This window comes from Dolichospermum sp. DET69 (genome assembly GCA_017355425.1).
Taxonomy (GTDB): Bacteria; Cyanobacteriota; Cyanobacteriia; order Cyanobacteriales; family Nostocaceae; genus Dolichospermum.
Genome location: CP070234.1, coordinates 122,211 through 136,358, shown reverse-complemented (window position 1 = coordinate 136,358; position 14,148 = coordinate 122,211). Strand labels below are relative to the sequence as shown.

The following is a 14,148-nucleotide window of genomic DNA, read 5'->3' as shown; positions in this document are numbered from 1 at the left end:
ACACCGACAGTAAACCCCGCAGCCGAGACTGAATCACAAATCCCGACAGAAACAGAACAAAATACAGACCCTGAAGAAGCGGAAGCCGAATCAGATCAGGTAGTGCCAAAAACTCAACAAAATCCATTTTCTAAACCTGATATTGATAAACTTTTAACCAATCAATTTAATGATGATATGTGGCGGATTATGCGCGGTGGTTTACCATGCCTAGAAACTACATCAAATTGTTTAGATCAATTGCAAACCAAAGCTGTTACAGGTTCACCACTTCTCAAGGAACTTGATACTAGGATTCAAGAAGCAACTAGCAAAATAGATGAAGCTAGAAGTAAAAATGCCAAAACTGTTAGATTATCAATTTTGACCCCTGCTTTACAATATTTACTTGGTCCAACTCCTACTGCCGGAAGTCCACAACAAGGAAATGGATTAATAGATAATATATTGGGAATATTTAATGGTAAAACTGGATTAATTAATGGATTGATAAATGTAGTTGGCCTACCATTATTTGTAGGCTCTCAAGGAGTAAATACGGAAGCTAACAGAAATGCGATCGCCATCTCCGACCTCCAAATAAAAGTAGCGGAATTACAACGAGCTAGAGCGCAACTTGCAGATATGACTAGAGAAAAAGTGGCAGTAGCTCTGGTGAAATTCGACGAAGGTAAAACTGATTTCCAAATAGCTCAAGTTGTCGGAGCAAGAGCTATTGATCAATTTAAGGTATTTGAACTGCGCTATATTCGTGGCAATAATGATACTGAGGGATATTTATCTAAACAATCTGAATTAGATAAAGTCAAGGCTAATACTTATGGTTCTTGGGGGAAAATGCGGCGATCACTCTTTGAAATAAAATTATTAGTGTTAGGTGTCAAAGACGCAGAAATATAAAATGTGGGGGGGCGATCGCTATTTTTCTCTCTAAGTGTTACGGCTTGCAATCATAAACCCTCCGGCTCGCAAACAAGAAATTTTCTGGCTCAGATTAATTGCAATTAAGATTGTGTTCCGGCTCATATTGGTATTGAGCCGAGATAGAAGTAAAAACCTGCAAGATGGTCTGAAAACCCTTACTATATCTACGTTATAGCCTTTTTGATATCGAACTAGAATTTCTGCATAAATGCAGTGCCATTTTCAGTCTCTAACCCAGTGTTCACAAAAGTTTTCGCTAATTAGTTTTCAATGTTGCTCATCATCTCATCTGTAAAAATTGTAAACAAAGTTAATAAATACTTCGGTTTCTGTAGCGATATATACTCAAGAAAAGCACTCTCCTGTCAATTTTACTTGAAAATTGCTGAAACCTATACAGCGCAAGAGTTTCCAGACCATCTTGCAGGTTTTTACTTCTATCTCGGCTCAATACCAAATGCTTATGCCAAAAGAGCTTCCGGTTTTTAGTGGATTTCTATCCGACATTTTTAGTCCAAGTTCGTTATCAACCATTTTATTGCCAAATGTATAGTCTGTAAGAATTAGAGACACTGGAAGGATAATATTGCCAATTTGAATTAGAAGCATAAGCACGTAAAAACGGCAATATTATGGTTCCACCGACAAATACACAACTTTCACGTAGCACGCCCCTGGTGACAGCTTCGCTATATCTACGCCTACTGACTCCTTCTTCAATTCTCGCACTGCATAGGTATCATTATCAAGTGCTAATTTTATTTTTAGCTTTTTTTCTACTTCCTGTTGATGATTTTTCAGATGAAAAAATAACTCATGATCAATCAAATATTGCTTAAAAGCCTTGCAATTGGCAATTAATCCGCTTCTTGCCACGCCTCAATAGCTGCTACAAAAATGTTAACTAGGGGATGGTCAATTAACTCTTTGAATGCTTCTTTTCCCCCTGCCTGTAAGGCACCTCTGAACCGAGATTTAGAAGGTTTTTTGAATATTACGTTTTTGTCAATATTTTCTAATTTACGCAGTGGGAACGGTGGAGGATTTACTTTCCTCATTTGTAATTCTTGACTGGCAGCATTAGAAATGAGTTCAAAATAGCGACTCTGAAACCTATCCCAAGTAATTTGCTCTCCTATCAAATTAATTGATAGGTTTTCCTCTTTCAGAAAGTCTACCACACGCTGTTTTCGTAGGATGCCGCTCTGCCGGCTTTCTAGCTTTAGAGGGTGTTTATAAAGCATTATAAGTTGCTGTTTAACTTTTCCCTCATCGACAGAAGTTTTTGAAATAAGCTCTAACATACCTTTTTCCACTATTAGATAAACTGTTTCCCTGATAAAATCGTCAAATAAACGACGCATACGAGATGTCTTAAAGTGTTCTCCAAGAGAAGAGGATGAGGAACTACCAGGAAAGCCAATAGTTAAGGGATTATTTGCGAAAAGAAGAAGTTGATCTGCCTTATCGAGCATTTTTCTATGTTCCTTGTACCACTCCCCAAAGACTTCACGAATGCGTCCATAAACAGGAGACAGCCCTTTATCATCAAGTTTTAAAGTCGCTACTTCTGAAAGATCCTGAGGATTAACAAATACAATACTAGGCAAGTCATTATAGGGGATGTAAAATAGGTCAGCAAGATCATAGGCATTTTGCGTCATCGCATTAGCAAAACTATCAAATTCTCCTGGGTTCCAATTCCTGCCAGCAGCTTCAAAACTGTCTGTATTTTTGTTGAAGTTGTTACCAATGCGTGGAAGCGAATCATTCAGTGAAGGTGGCATAAAGGCTATAGCGAGAGCGTGCGGCCCCGTTAATCTGTCAATATCTCTATCTAACCTCTTTATATCTTCTAGAAGCTGACTATCATAAACTGTTGCAAGAAAAAAGATCACCACTTTAAACTGTCCTCTTGCCAATTCCGCCTTGTAGCGATTTAAGATATCTATTCCGGTTATAAATGAATAAAGCATAACTGCGATGATCCCAAACTGCCTCTAGATAAGGTTTATAGCATAGTTCCAATTATTATGGTTTGACAACACTTGATTGCAGTTTTTTTGAGCTAAAACTGATGATTTCAATGAATTTCAAATTACTTGAATCAAAAAAACTACCAAAAAGCTACATTTATGCTACAAAAGCCAATGTACAGTTCACTGTCTTCGACGCTGACTTTTAAAGACTCAAATCCTCCGACTGCTGATTCTGGGGGTTTTTGTACAAACCCTCGAAAAGGAGGATTAGGATTTTTATGAGTGAGAAGTGGCAGATTTTCTAAGATAACGTCTCATTATTCTTTAGACTTTGAGAGAATTGCATATTGAGACATAAAAAGAGACATGATTTTGGTATGTCTCAAAAAGTATAATTTCTGAGACACGTTGGTGGAAAAAGCTTTACTGACAAAGATTTGAAGGTAATAATGCCAAGCCTCGTTTTTGCTATTCCATTTTCAACGCCAAAGCTATCGCTTGACAATCAAGACAGTCGCTACTTAATTACAGTATTCTGTATAGAGGTATTCGATCAATTCCTGTAGTTTTTAGAACCTTTCCGAGAGTCAAAATTTCTTGCACTTTATTATTGTCAATCCAGAGTTCTGTATCAGAAATTTCTAAAGCGTCAAACTCAGATTGATAAAAAATTATTACTTGTCCTCCATCTGAAGGTCTAACTACAATTTTAATTGGTATACCGTATTTTTTGATACCTGCAATAACAGTAAAAGTTTCTTCGTACCATTTTTCGCAATTGTATTCATCCTTGTTATTTAAATAAGTTTTTACATTCTTCTTGGCACGTTCAATGATAATACGTACATGGTTGAAAGCTTCTAATGAGTTACTTGGAATGTGACGTAATGCTTCAACAATTTTCGTCCCTACCAACATACGTTTAGCTCGCTCAAGTTCTTCAGGTGAATAAATACCCAAACCTGTTAACAAGTCTTGTGGATCATGATTAATTAAATTTTCAGCTTCCTCTTGAGTACCCGTATCCTCCCTTTCTTTCCATTGCTGAAATTTGAGTAACTCATCTTTGGGCGTATTTATTAACTGTAAAATTTCTTCTTCTGTATAGCCATTTGAGTTATTTATAATAGCTTGTCTAAATTTAATGTCTTCAATAATTTCTTCATCACTTCTCAGACGATAGCGTTTTTCATATAAATCACTAAAAATTTCCTTTGCCAAATTTTCATTTTCGTGAAACCATAACAAAATTTTAGCAAAAATTTGTCTTGTTTTTTCTGGTCTTTGCCCTATACCTTCATTCTTCAAGATTTCTTGTACTCTTTCAACGGTTTCATTAGCAACTTTTTTTGAAGTTAAAATTTTATCTTCAATATCAAGTTCTACTTCTATTGCTAGTAAATTACTTCGCCAATCGGAACCTAATTCTTCTAAAATATCTTTAAGCGTATCATCAACTTTATCATCTATGAATAATTCTTTTTTATGTTTAAAATCACCTCTTTGATTTGGTAAAACTGCATAATTGTTTAAACAATTTTCAAAATCATGCTCAATAATAAAATTAACAAAAATACGTAACCATTTCAAAGCATCTTGCTTTAAGTATGCTGTTAAGTTCGTAACTTTTTCATTGTCTTCAATATCTTGACAAATATTATTAATAAACCAATTGTGGCATTCTTCCCAAATTTTAGATTCCCAATTTATCAATATTTTTTGGCTGGGTGTTTCCTGATAAAATTCTTTTGAAAATTTCCAAAAATCATAACCTTCTTTATGATTGTAACTAGGAAAACAAGCGATTAGCTCGAATACAGCCAATTTTATATTTTTATTCTGCTGATCCTTGATTATTTGATTTATAGAATAAACAATATCTTTAATTCCTTTAGTAATAGTTAAATGAGAAGTTTTAATCTGATTATGCTTTAATTTAGCACGCCAATCTTCTTGCAATATTTTTAAAATATCTTTGAGTTCTTCTGGAATATTATTATCTGCCCATAGTTCTTCTTTCGTTATAAATTCACCATATTGGTTCGGAATAATTGCGTATTTATCTAATAATTCTTGCTTTTCAGAGAAAACAAATTCAATCACTTGGTTTAACCAATTCAGTGCATCATTTTCTGATTGACTAATACGAGTAGCCATCTGATTGACATTTTCAAATGATGCTATATCTTCAACAAGCTCTTTTAAATTGTAACGCAAATCTTTTTCCCAAGTATCGTCTATGATTTCATACCAAAATTCAATATGTTCTCTTTTGGGTAAACGATTACTCCAAAGTGCTTTAGCAAATTCCCAAATTATTGAAATTTTTGACTTTGAAGCATTATAAGGAAATAAGGCATCTTCAACTTTAATCTTTGGATATAGTGGATTGTCAGTATAGACAATCATAGAGCGCATTAACTCTTCTCTTAAGATTTTTTGAACTTCATTTTTATACCAATCTGTTGAAATCCAATCTTTATTTTTAGGTAAATCCGTACTGGCAAGTAGATATAAATTTTGCCAATTATTACTTTCAGCGTGTTGTAAAAGTATGAAATATAAATTAATAGAATCTTGTAATATTTTTTTGTTATTAATAATATTTTCTTCTCTTTTATCTGTAAGAAAAACGCCATCCCTTGGTTCCGTAGGTTCAAAAAATGGGTTATTGATAACAACTGGGAAATTAAAATCTTCTGTTCCAATTAACGGAAAGCCAAGGAATATTTTTGGTGTACTATGAGCAAAAGAATTAATAAATGTTTGATTATCTTTGATGGTAATTTGAATAGCTAGACTTGTTAAATCATTTGATAAAACAGCAAAATTTAATTTTTCAACTTGTCCATTTATAGATTTATCAAATTCAACAATTCTGATATCACTATTCAAATTGTAACCTTCTTGCTTTTTATAAAAAATTTCATTATTATTTCTTACTATTTTTACACTTTCAATCTTATCTACAAAAATTAATGTATAAGGCAGTGAATTTTCTAAATCATCCAGCCCAATTTCAGCAATGCTTTTACCTTCTTCATCAAGCTCGTATTGAAAACTGGTATTAAAAGCACTGAAATCTTGTTTTCGAGCCTTGGGTAAAAAAGACAATTTATCTTCTATATACTGGAATGAATCATTTATACTCTTAATTAGATTGGATAGTTCTCTTCCACTTCTATCGATAGGAAAAGTAATTTTTTGAAAATAACAATTTTTATTCCCTGTTTCATTATTTGCTTCGCTTCTTAAAACTCCACTTACATTGACTTGTTCAGAAAGTAAATGAGTTGTCAAAAATCCTGTTCCAAATCTGCCTATTGTTTTAGGAATTTGTGTTCTATCAACTTGTCCCCAATCTTTGTCCTCAGAACTGATTTGACGAATCAGCCCTTCTACGTTTGTAGATGTAAAATAACTATAGTTATGACTAAAGTTTATATATTTTGTAGTAAGTTCTATAAATATTGAAACTTGCTCTTTAGGAAAATCAATTGCTGCTTTATCATTTGCATTCTGTAAAAGTTCCCAAATCCAGCGTCTTTTAGTATTTTCAGTTGACGACATTCTTGAAATCCGCATTTTTTCGAGAATTTTTTGTGCCGCAAGGCGGTTCAAAGTTTCAATAGCAGACTTGTTAAAAACAGACATGATTTTCAATTTTTATTATTAATGTTATTGAGCCGATATCCGTATAAAAACGGAAAATATGCTTGGTAAAGCTTGTCCGTATACTTTTTTAGTATATGGCTAGACTGTGCAAAACTGGGAGTTTTGTACGCTAAGAAATCAGAGCAATCGCCCATTGGACTTAAATACAAAAAATTTCTTTTGGATGACACTTTCTGAAACTATTGGTAGTTAATGGTTTCAACTTTTTGAGGTTTTCTTAACGTACAAATTTCCCGTTTAAGCACAGTCTAGCCAAAAACAAACCCCTTGATTGGGTATGAATACTCTTACCCTATAAATAATTTTTCTAATTTTGTCCTGTTCATTAAATCCTCTAATAAAACAGTCATTTTGTTAGAAAAATTATCTATATCACAAGCACCCTGGTAAGCCTTGATTATGTAATGTTTCTGCGTTGATCGTATATGGTTTTTTACTGTTAAATAATTCGTTATTGCTTTTGTTAAATCCAATACGATTTTTTCTATGAAATTATCATATAATTCCTTTTTTTTACTATCTACATCCATATCCATGCTTTTGCATATTTCTACCTCTTCAGGTAGTTGTTTTATCAAAAAAATTAAAGGGGATAGAATCTCTTTCAATTCTTTGTTTGATAAATTTTCTAGTTCTTGTCGTGTTTTTTCAGACATAAATATTAAATTAATACATAAAAAATATCGTCTCATTAAGTCAAATTTAAGTCAAGCCACCTGCTTTTTCTTAAAAGTAGGATGGTGATCGCCCCGACAAAGCAAAGACAAAGTAGAGACAGCAGATAGGAAAAACCAGGGTAAATGCAGGGCAAAACTACCCCAAATACAAACTACTACAATCACTCGGTTTAGCGTGTAAATACCGTGAAGTCGTGGCAACACTAGCATGACCCAAACTTTGACTAACCAGATGAATAGGTGCGCCCCTATCTAATGAGTGTGAAGCGTGTCCATGACGTAACCAGTGGGGACTAGGGTTATCAAGTCCAATCCTCTTAGCAGCTTTTTTGACTATCTCCCAAATCATCGCCCTGGTTAAAAAACCCTTACCTTGTCTACTACGGAACACCGGCTCGGCTTTACCAGCATCACCCCTTAACTGTTCCAATTCCTTATACAAGTTACTGGGAATAATCACCACACGGGTTTTACTACCCTTACCATATATAGTGGCTTGACCGTGACCATCACCACGCTCTGATAAATCACCCCAAGTTAAACCGCTTAACTCAGTAGCACGTAACCCGCAGTAGTACAACATCTTTAAGATCAGTTTATTCCTGTTATTGTTCTCACTGTGAATCAGGATAGTAATTTCCTGTTCCGTTAAAATCCGTTCTGTTAAAGCGTCTTTAGGTTTAGGAGTTTTTAGGGGTTTCCCAACATTATACTTAATCAACCCTAACTCATATACAAAGCTAATTAGACTCTTAATAATATTGCTATAAGTCTTTTTAGTGTTGTCATTAGAACTTAAAGAATCTACCCACTGCTGTAAATCATCTAAACCAACATTAACAAGTGGTTTGTTTACAAAAGTTAAAAACTTATTAGCAACGCGCTTGTAACTGTCCTGAGTAGCTTGACTCTTACCATGTAGCCACATATCAAGTAATACATCAATAGATTTATTTGCATATTGGTTAATCTCATTTGGTTGGGCAACAGTCAAAGCGTGCATCTCGTTAGTACCTTTGTATTATTTTCTAGAAATTTGAGTTTGACATTAGTAGCATTATTTACAAGCAGTTCTAACTAGTAATATCTTCAATAAAATAGGTGGCAAATCTGATTCCACAGTTGTTGACAAGAATATGGATAAAGTTTAAATTGTAAGGATTCAGGTCTAAATTTGAGAGATTAAATCCGGGGTCTGCACATTAGCCCTGTTTTGTCACTCTCGGAAAACAATAATCGAATCCATCTTTTGTAACTCTTATTTGATCAAGGGTTGGCACTTTTTTATGTATTAAAAAATAAAATTGCTGCATAAAATGTTAAAACCAAAGCCCCGTGAACCTTTCAGGTATTGAATTTTTCCAATCTGACAAAACAGGGTTAGGATTAACCATAGCTTTGATAGCTTGGTCAAAAAACTCAATCACAGAACGTCCTTGACGACGACAAGTTTGTATAACCGTCAATATACTGCCACTGACTTTTCGTTTTGTCACGGCTAAACGTAATGTTCATTCTTTTACACCTTTGACTACCCAAAGTGTTTCATCCGCATGGATATTGGGCTGGGTAAGTTTAATCCACTCTTTGAGGCTGTCAATACTTTGCGCTACTGCACTATCTATTCGTTCATTTGTGGCTACTAATGTTCCCACCCCAATTTCTATTTGACCTAGTTCCCACAACAATTCTTGTTGTTTTTCGTAGGGTAAATGTCCGTGCACTAAAATTTCTACATTCTACCCTCCTTGTACGTATTTGTTTAATAACTCTCTGTAATTCTGATAATGCTCCCTCTGCTGGATCTACATTGGAAGCCCTAAGTTTAGCTGCTAATAAATGTTTTCCACAGAAAATATAAAGTGGTGCATAGCAATATCCTCCATAATAAGTATTGAAAAATACTTGTTCCTGAGTGTAGCTGTGAATGAAGCAATATAATGGTTCATTCACTTACGCCGCAGTGTACTAGTAAAATCCTTCTTCTCTTCATGTCTAGATTTTTAAAGATTTTTAAAAACCTGTCTATCTCCAGCGTCGGATGATAATTATCTATCAAAAAATGATAATTTAATACAGTTTCTCCACTTAAATTAAGAGAATTTTATCTTATTTTTTTCAAAATGAGAATTGCTGAACCTATGCCCTATCTCCCCCAAAATTTTTCGCTCTCCAATTATGAATTAATCATCTGTAAGGTAATTTTGTTCTGTGAGAAAACCAATTACCTTAGCTATACTTTCTTCGATAGTTTCGACTGATGTATAACAAACAATATCAGGATAAAGTGGTTCTTCATAAGGATCATCAATGCCAGTAAAGCCTTTAATTTCTCCAGTTCTGGCTTTTAGATAAAGACCTTTTACATCTCGTGCTTCACAAACCTCTAAGGAAGCATTGACATATACTTCTATAAAATTTGTTGTTATATTACGAAGTTTATTTCTCACATCTCGATAGGGACTAATTAAAGAAACAATTACTCCTACTTCATTTCGGCTCAGTAGATTTGCAACAAAACCAACACGATAAACATTAATATCGCGGTCTTCTTTGCTAAAGCTCAGACCTTTAGAAAGGTTTGTTCTGACTATATCTCCATCCAGAACTTCTACTAAAATTCCGCGTTCCTTGAGTAAACTCTCTATTCCCTTAGAAAGTGTACTTTTGCCTGCACCGCTGAGTCCTGTCAGCCACAGTATAAAACCTCGTTTTTTTTTCATAGTTTTCCCTTGTATACTGGAGTTGAGACTAAATCGGTCATGTTCAAGAAAAAAAGGTGGTCTGATTGAATACAGTCCGCCTTTTGGTGAAGGCTGAGAGAAGTACTACCAACTCTCACCCGCCAATATGAAACGTGCCAGATTAGAAGAATTCCGTCAAGCCGCCTATCAATTCAAAGGTAGAGCTAAAGACGCTGCCTTTGAATTGATAGATGCGATATTGCCAACTAGAAATGTTTATTGTCTAGCAGAGTTGTCTTTATCGCCAGTATTTAGACACAAGTGACTAAGCATCTATGAAACATTACAAGACAAGATTGCAATAGTGGCACATCCATAGCGGAAAATAAACCGATTACCATTGGTCAAGGATATAGCACAATTGCCTGGACACCAGAAAATTCAGGTAGTTGGGCATTACCTTTAAGACATGAAAGAATCACAAGTGCCGAACAAAAAAGTAGCGAAATCAGGCTGCTGCTGTAACCAAAAGGTAAAGGATATCAGAGGCTGGCAAGTCGGTATTTGATCAGTAGTACGCCCAATAAACCCAATAAAAACCATCGCTCTAAAGATATATAGAATTTTCATTACCAATACTCTCTAATAAAGTCGAAATTGATATAATTCCTGATATATTTCATCGCAGCGTTTACAAATATCGACAAGATATAGCGGCAACGACTTATTTTTATGCTGATACGAGTGAAAATGCGTAGAACTTGCTACGGTGCTGTACCAAGGCGCTAGTTTTTCGTTCAACTCGACCGACATAGGGGGCCAACTGAGCATTGTCTCGGTAAACTCAACCCCTACAACCTGACAAAGCTTGGAGAGCATTCTCCGCGGATCGTTCAGCAAGTCGTGTGCATCTATGACAGGCGGGATTACTCCGCTCGTTTGATGTACATAGTCAAACAGCCGTTTTAATTCGATCCAGCCTGTTTCTTCAAAGGTAAAATGTGGCACAATCTTATGAAAAGATAAGAGCATTTCTTTGGGTTGGCGAATCAGAAAGCAGTTGCTGAAGGGCAATATCCACTCAAGCCCCATGGTCTCTTCGATTAAATGATACGCTTGATGCTTCTGATAGCAAATTGATTTCCCTTCAGGCAGGGGAGCCTTTAACAGATCGATGACGGATCGCAAATTCCCTTCAGGCAGGGGAGCCTTTAACAGATCGATGACGGATCGCCAATCTGCGTGGGGCATTTGGCTAGAATCAAGGTCTGTCCAAGTAAAGCCCATATCTTTCCCTTTGATAAAGAGATAGGGAAAGGAGAGAAGTTCATCAAAGACTACGGTATCTGGCCGACTCGACCAGGCTTGTAGCAGCACTGTACCCAAACTTCGTGGCACAGACCACATTGCGATTCGTTTTTCTTGCATAACATATTCCCGTACATAAGGATTAGTCTGGATTCTTCATTAGAAGAGGATAAAAATAGCCTACAATCAAGTATAATTAACTGGGCTATACAGAAAATAATCATATTATCTCATGACGGCGTGTAATTTAGACTCAGTTCCTTTACCTTGGCTGAAACCATAGATAAAATCTAGAATTAGGCGTTTTGATGCTGATGTTAATGTGACTATTCTCAACATGGGAAAAGCACTTTCTTCTCGACCACATTTAGACTTCCCAAATCTATCATGATGACTCTGAAAGGGATTCAATCCCAGTTTATCAGTACCGAAGGGAAAGTCGCACCATGACTATCATGACAAGTCAGTTGGAGGGATGGTATCGGCATACTTTTTACCCAGCATTTTCCCCAGTACGTTATGAAAAATAGAAGGGTAGATGGCAATATGTTTAATGACCAAATGCCCTAACCAGATATTCCACAAAATCATGGTTAATGCGGTGGTGACAGCAGCAGCTGTTGCCCCGTAGCGGGGAATGGCGATCGCATTCAAGACAGCATTTAGACACGCACTAGAGCCGAAGACCACTAGGGATTTCCGTTGATGACCTGTCATCCTCATTAAGTACCACACAGGTCCATAGCAGGCATTGATCAGTTGCCCAAAAACAAGAATACGCAGTTGCCAATGAGCCACAGCAAACTCTGCACCGAACAGGCTCATCACGGGTTGGGCGAAGACGATGAGGGCGATCGCCATGACTAGGGAAGGTACAAAGATCCAACGAGCGATCCGAAAGACAACCTGCTGTAATTCTGCCTTATCACCTGCTTCGTATTTTTAATTGTTAGTTGGCAACTTAGCTTACTAGATAACTCAAGACCATTCCTACAATTGACCCCTTGCCATCGCCTCCATCAGCACCATTTTTTTGTGGATAGGGTCAGATGCTACGCATTGAGAAATCTGTTGGGCTTGCAATTGTGCTTCAGCAATGATAGCAGACTCATCTACTGTGAGGACTTGGTAGTCTTCTAATAACAGTTTTCCCGCCACCATGACACTTTTAACTTCATGTCCTGAAGCAGCGTACACGAAATTAGGTACAAGGTTACGAATGGGGTTAAGCAGGGTGGGTGAGAGGTTAGGGGTGCTGAGGTCTATTAAGATCAGGTCGGCTTCTTTGCCAACTTCAAGAGAGCCAATCTTGTGATCTAAACCAATCGCCCGCGCTCCTTCGATGGTAGCCATACGCAGGACTTCCCAAGCCGGCATAATGGTTGGATCGTGATATTTTATTTTGTTGAATAAGGCGGTCAGCTTCATCTCATGGAAAATATTATTGTAGCTGCTGCCTAGCGCAACGGGTCCGCCTGCTTGCCGAAAGACATGAGCGGGCGGCACGATACCGTCAATAGTGCCAATCATTCCCGAACACAGTACCATGCCAGCGCCACTTTTGGCTACTTGTATCACCTCTTCATCGGTGGCATCTGTCAGGTGAACTGCCAGCAATTGTTCATCCAAGTAGCCAATTTCAGCCAGAAATGCGATCGGACGCTTACCATATCGTTTAACGATTTGCTCCGTTTCCCGATCTCCCTGCGCTACATGAAAATGCAGCATTAAGCCTTCCCGTTGAGCAATCTCTTTGGCTGCGCGTAGCATCTCAAGCGGCATCATATCTGGCGAATACATTCCTAACATGGTAGTGATACGCCCCTCTGCTGCCCCATTCCACCCACAGGCAAAATCCACAGCCTCTGCCATCGCCCGCCGTCCCGCCTTGATATCGAAGGGATAAAGCTCCCCGTCTTGAAGCGGTGGCATCTCCAGTGGGAGTGCATCGAACATAGGAGCTAAACTAGCCCGTACACCAATTTCATCGAAAAATTCGCCCCACAGGGGGCTAATAATTTTATTGTCACAGAATGTTGTTGTGCCTGCTTTCAACTCTTCTACCACCCTTAAGCGTGTTGCAGCCATACTCGCCACGGGTGTCATGTGAGCAAAATAAGGCATGGTCGCGTCCATTAGCCAATTAGTTACATCTTGCGCCGCCCCACGCATCAGCACCAAACTTGTGTCTACGTGAGCATTAATCAGCCCAGGCAAGACGGCACAATTCGCGGACTCAATAACCTTTCTGCCCTCAAAATGACTCAGCAAAGCCTCCGTCGAATCAACTGCTACAATACGGCTACCCTCAACCGCAAGTGCCCCATCTGCAATATATCCCACACCATTTCCCTGCATGGTAAAGAGATGAGCGTGTATCACTAATGTATCTACCTGTTTTTTTGTTGTTATAAGATTCATGTTCGCTTCAGAATAACGTAAACTTGAGATGAAAGACTGAAACTAAGTAATACCCAGTCTGGTTGTCAAAAGTCTTTTATTTGTATTGTTAAAACTCTCTTATAGAACCCATTTAATATCTTTTCAGACGGTATTTGTGATAGATAACCGTTTGAGCATTAGTCGAATAAAACATAGGTTGACCTTGACATTGGAACGTTCGAGTGTGCGGTCGAAATTTTTGACCAAACTTTTACATCTTTCAACCCAAGCATTTTATCTTTCAATCACCCACCTAGCAGCAACAGGCACAAATCCAGATTGCCCTTTGTTAGTGTCACGAAGTTTTCGCCATTTATATAATCCCATTTTGCGACTCCCTTCTAGCAAGGGTTTCAAGAAGTGAATTTAAAGGTGGCGAAAACTTAGTGACAGTAACGAATAACTCTCATTCTCTTCCTTGTTCTTGCTCCTAATTTCTGTTGATTCTACTCAATCGCC

The 14,148-nt window shown here is 37.2% G+C and carries 12 protein-coding genes and 4 pseudogenes; 2 read left to right on the top strand and 14 right to left on the bottom strand.

All coding sequences use genetic code 11. The features are described from left to right. The first annotated feature begins 177 nt into the window (after nucleotides 1-177). Nucleotides 178-900: a hypothetical protein gene (locus tag EZY12_27240; protein ID QSX71023.1), complete on the top strand. Its 723-nt coding sequence runs from the start codon at nucleotides 178-180 to the stop codon at nucleotides 898-900. 654 nt (nucleotides 901-1,554) lie between these two features. Here EZY12_27240 and EZY12_27235 read toward each other — a convergent pair. From EZY12_27235 to cysC, 9 genes and pseudogenes are all read right to left on the bottom strand, one after another. Continuing rightward, nucleotides 1,555-1,800: a hypothetical protein gene (locus tag EZY12_27235; protein ID QSX70893.1), complete on the bottom strand. Its 246-nt coding sequence runs from the start codon at nucleotides 1,798-1,800 to the stop codon at nucleotides 1,555-1,557. Beyond that, nucleotides 1,782-2,900, bottom strand: coding sequence for a hypothetical protein (locus tag EZY12_27230; GenBank protein QSX70892.1), 1,119 nt, complete (start codon nucleotides 2,898-2,900; stop codon nucleotides 1,782-1,784). The genes EZY12_27235 and EZY12_27230 overlap by 19 nt, the downstream gene beginning before the upstream one ends. Nucleotides 2,901-3,428: 528 nt before the next feature. Then, a complete protein-coding gene (locus tag EZY12_27225) occupies nucleotides 3,429-6,557 on the bottom strand; it encodes a hypothetical protein (protein QSX70891.1) in 3,129 nt (1,042 codons plus the stop codon). A gap of 308 nt (nucleotides 6,558-6,865) precedes the next feature. Further along, nucleotides 6,866-7,234 carry a hypothetical protein gene (locus tag EZY12_27220; GenBank protein ID QSX70890.1) on the bottom strand — a complete coding sequence of 123 codons (369 nt, stop codon included), beginning with the start codon at nucleotides 7,232-7,234 and terminating at the stop codon, nucleotides 6,866-6,868. Between the two features lie 157 nt (nucleotides 7,235-7,391). Next, entirely contained in the window at nucleotides 7,392-8,183 is a 792-nt protein-coding gene (locus EZY12_27215) for a tyrosine-type recombinase/integrase (protein ID QSX71022.1), read from the bottom strand. Between the two features lie 391 nt (nucleotides 8,184-8,574). Further along, complete coding sequence (locus EZY12_27210; protein ID QSX70889.1) at nucleotides 8,575-8,751, bottom strand: hypothetical protein; 177 nt, start codon at nucleotides 8,749-8,751, stop codon at nucleotides 8,575-8,577. Between the two features lie 18 nt (nucleotides 8,752-8,769). Continuing rightward, nucleotides 8,770-8,976, bottom strand: a pseudogene (locus tag EZY12_27205) (transposase). Then, a pseudogene (locus tag EZY12_27200) lies at nucleotides 8,971-9,169 on the bottom strand (transposase). Before EZY12_27200 ends, EZY12_27205 begins: the two co-directional pseudogenes overlap by 6 nt. 269 nt (nucleotides 9,170-9,438) lie before the next feature. After that, nucleotides 9,439-9,978 (bottom strand): adenylyl-sulfate kinase, encoded by a 540-nt coding sequence (cysC, locus tag EZY12_27195; protein ID QSX70888.1) that lies wholly within the window; start codon nucleotides 9,976-9,978, stop codon nucleotides 9,439-9,441. 127 nt (nucleotides 9,979-10,105) lie between these two features. On the opposite strand from cysC, the pseudogene EZY12_27190 reads away from it, so the two are divergent. Beyond that, a pseudogene (locus EZY12_27190) lies at nucleotides 10,106-10,431 on the top strand (hypothetical protein). 150 nt (nucleotides 10,432-10,581) lie between these two features. Here EZY12_27190 and EZY12_27185 read toward each other — a convergent pair. From EZY12_27185 to EZY12_27165, 5 genes and pseudogenes are all read right to left on the bottom strand, one after another. Further along, the gene (locus tag EZY12_27185; protein ID QSX70887.1) at nucleotides 10,582-11,367 is read right to left on the bottom strand and encodes a sulfotransferase; all 786 of its coding nucleotides are present in this window, start codon (nucleotides 11,365-11,367) and stop codon (nucleotides 10,582-10,584) included. A 105-nt stretch (nucleotides 11,368-11,472) separates the two neighbouring features. Then, entirely contained in the window at nucleotides 11,473-11,658 is a 186-nt protein-coding gene (locus EZY12_27180) for a hypothetical protein (GenBank protein ID QSX70886.1), read from the bottom strand. Between the two features lie 42 nt (nucleotides 11,659-11,700). Continuing rightward, nucleotides 11,701-12,108, bottom strand: a complete 408-nt coding sequence (locus tag EZY12_27175) for a polysaccharide biosynthesis C-terminal domain-containing protein (GenBank protein QSX70885.1) — start codon at nucleotides 12,106-12,108, stop codon at nucleotides 11,701-11,703. A 129-nt stretch (nucleotides 12,109-12,237) separates the two neighbouring features. Continuing rightward, the gene (locus EZY12_27170; protein ID QSX70884.1) at nucleotides 12,238-13,668 is read right to left on the bottom strand and encodes an amidohydrolase family protein; all 1,431 of its coding nucleotides are present in this window, start codon (nucleotides 13,666-13,668) and stop codon (nucleotides 12,238-12,240) included. 123 nt (nucleotides 13,669-13,791) lie between these two features. After that, a pseudogene (locus tag EZY12_27165) lies at nucleotides 13,792-13,977 on the bottom strand (transposase). Between the last annotated feature and the right edge of the window lie 171 nt (nucleotides 13,978-14,148).

Coding starts and splice junctions, on each gene's coding strand:
- EZY12_27240 (QSX71023.1), top strand. CDS start 178: ATGTGGCGGATTATGCGCGGTGGTTTACCATGCCTAGAAACTACATCA.
- EZY12_27230 (QSX70892.1), bottom strand. CDS start 2,900: ATGCTTTATTCATTTATAACCGGAATAGATATCTTAAATCGCTACAAG.
- EZY12_27225 (QSX70891.1), bottom strand. CDS start 6,557: ATGTCTGTTTTTAACAAGTCTGCTATTGAAACTTTGAACCGCCTTGCG.
- EZY12_27220 (QSX70890.1), bottom strand. CDS start 7,234: ATGTCTGAAAAAACACGACAAGAACTAGAAAATTTATCAAACAAAGAA.
- EZY12_27215 (QSX71022.1), bottom strand. CDS start 8,183: ATGTGGCTACATGGTAAGAGTCAAGCTACTCAGGACAGTTACAAGCGC.
- cysC (QSX70888.1), bottom strand. CDS start 9,978: ATGAAAAAAAAACGAGGTTTTATACTGTGGCTGACAGGACTCAGCGGT.
- EZY12_27185 (QSX70887.1), bottom strand. CDS start 11,367: ATGCAAGAAAAACGAATCGCAATGTGGTCTGTGCCACGAAGTTTGGGT.
- EZY12_27175 (QSX70885.1), bottom strand. CDS start 12,108: ATGGCGATCGCCCTCATCGTCTTCGCCCAACCCGTGATGAGCCTGTTC.
- EZY12_27170 (QSX70884.1), bottom strand. CDS start 13,668: ATGAATCTTATAACAACAAAAAAACAGGTAGATACATTAGTGATACAC.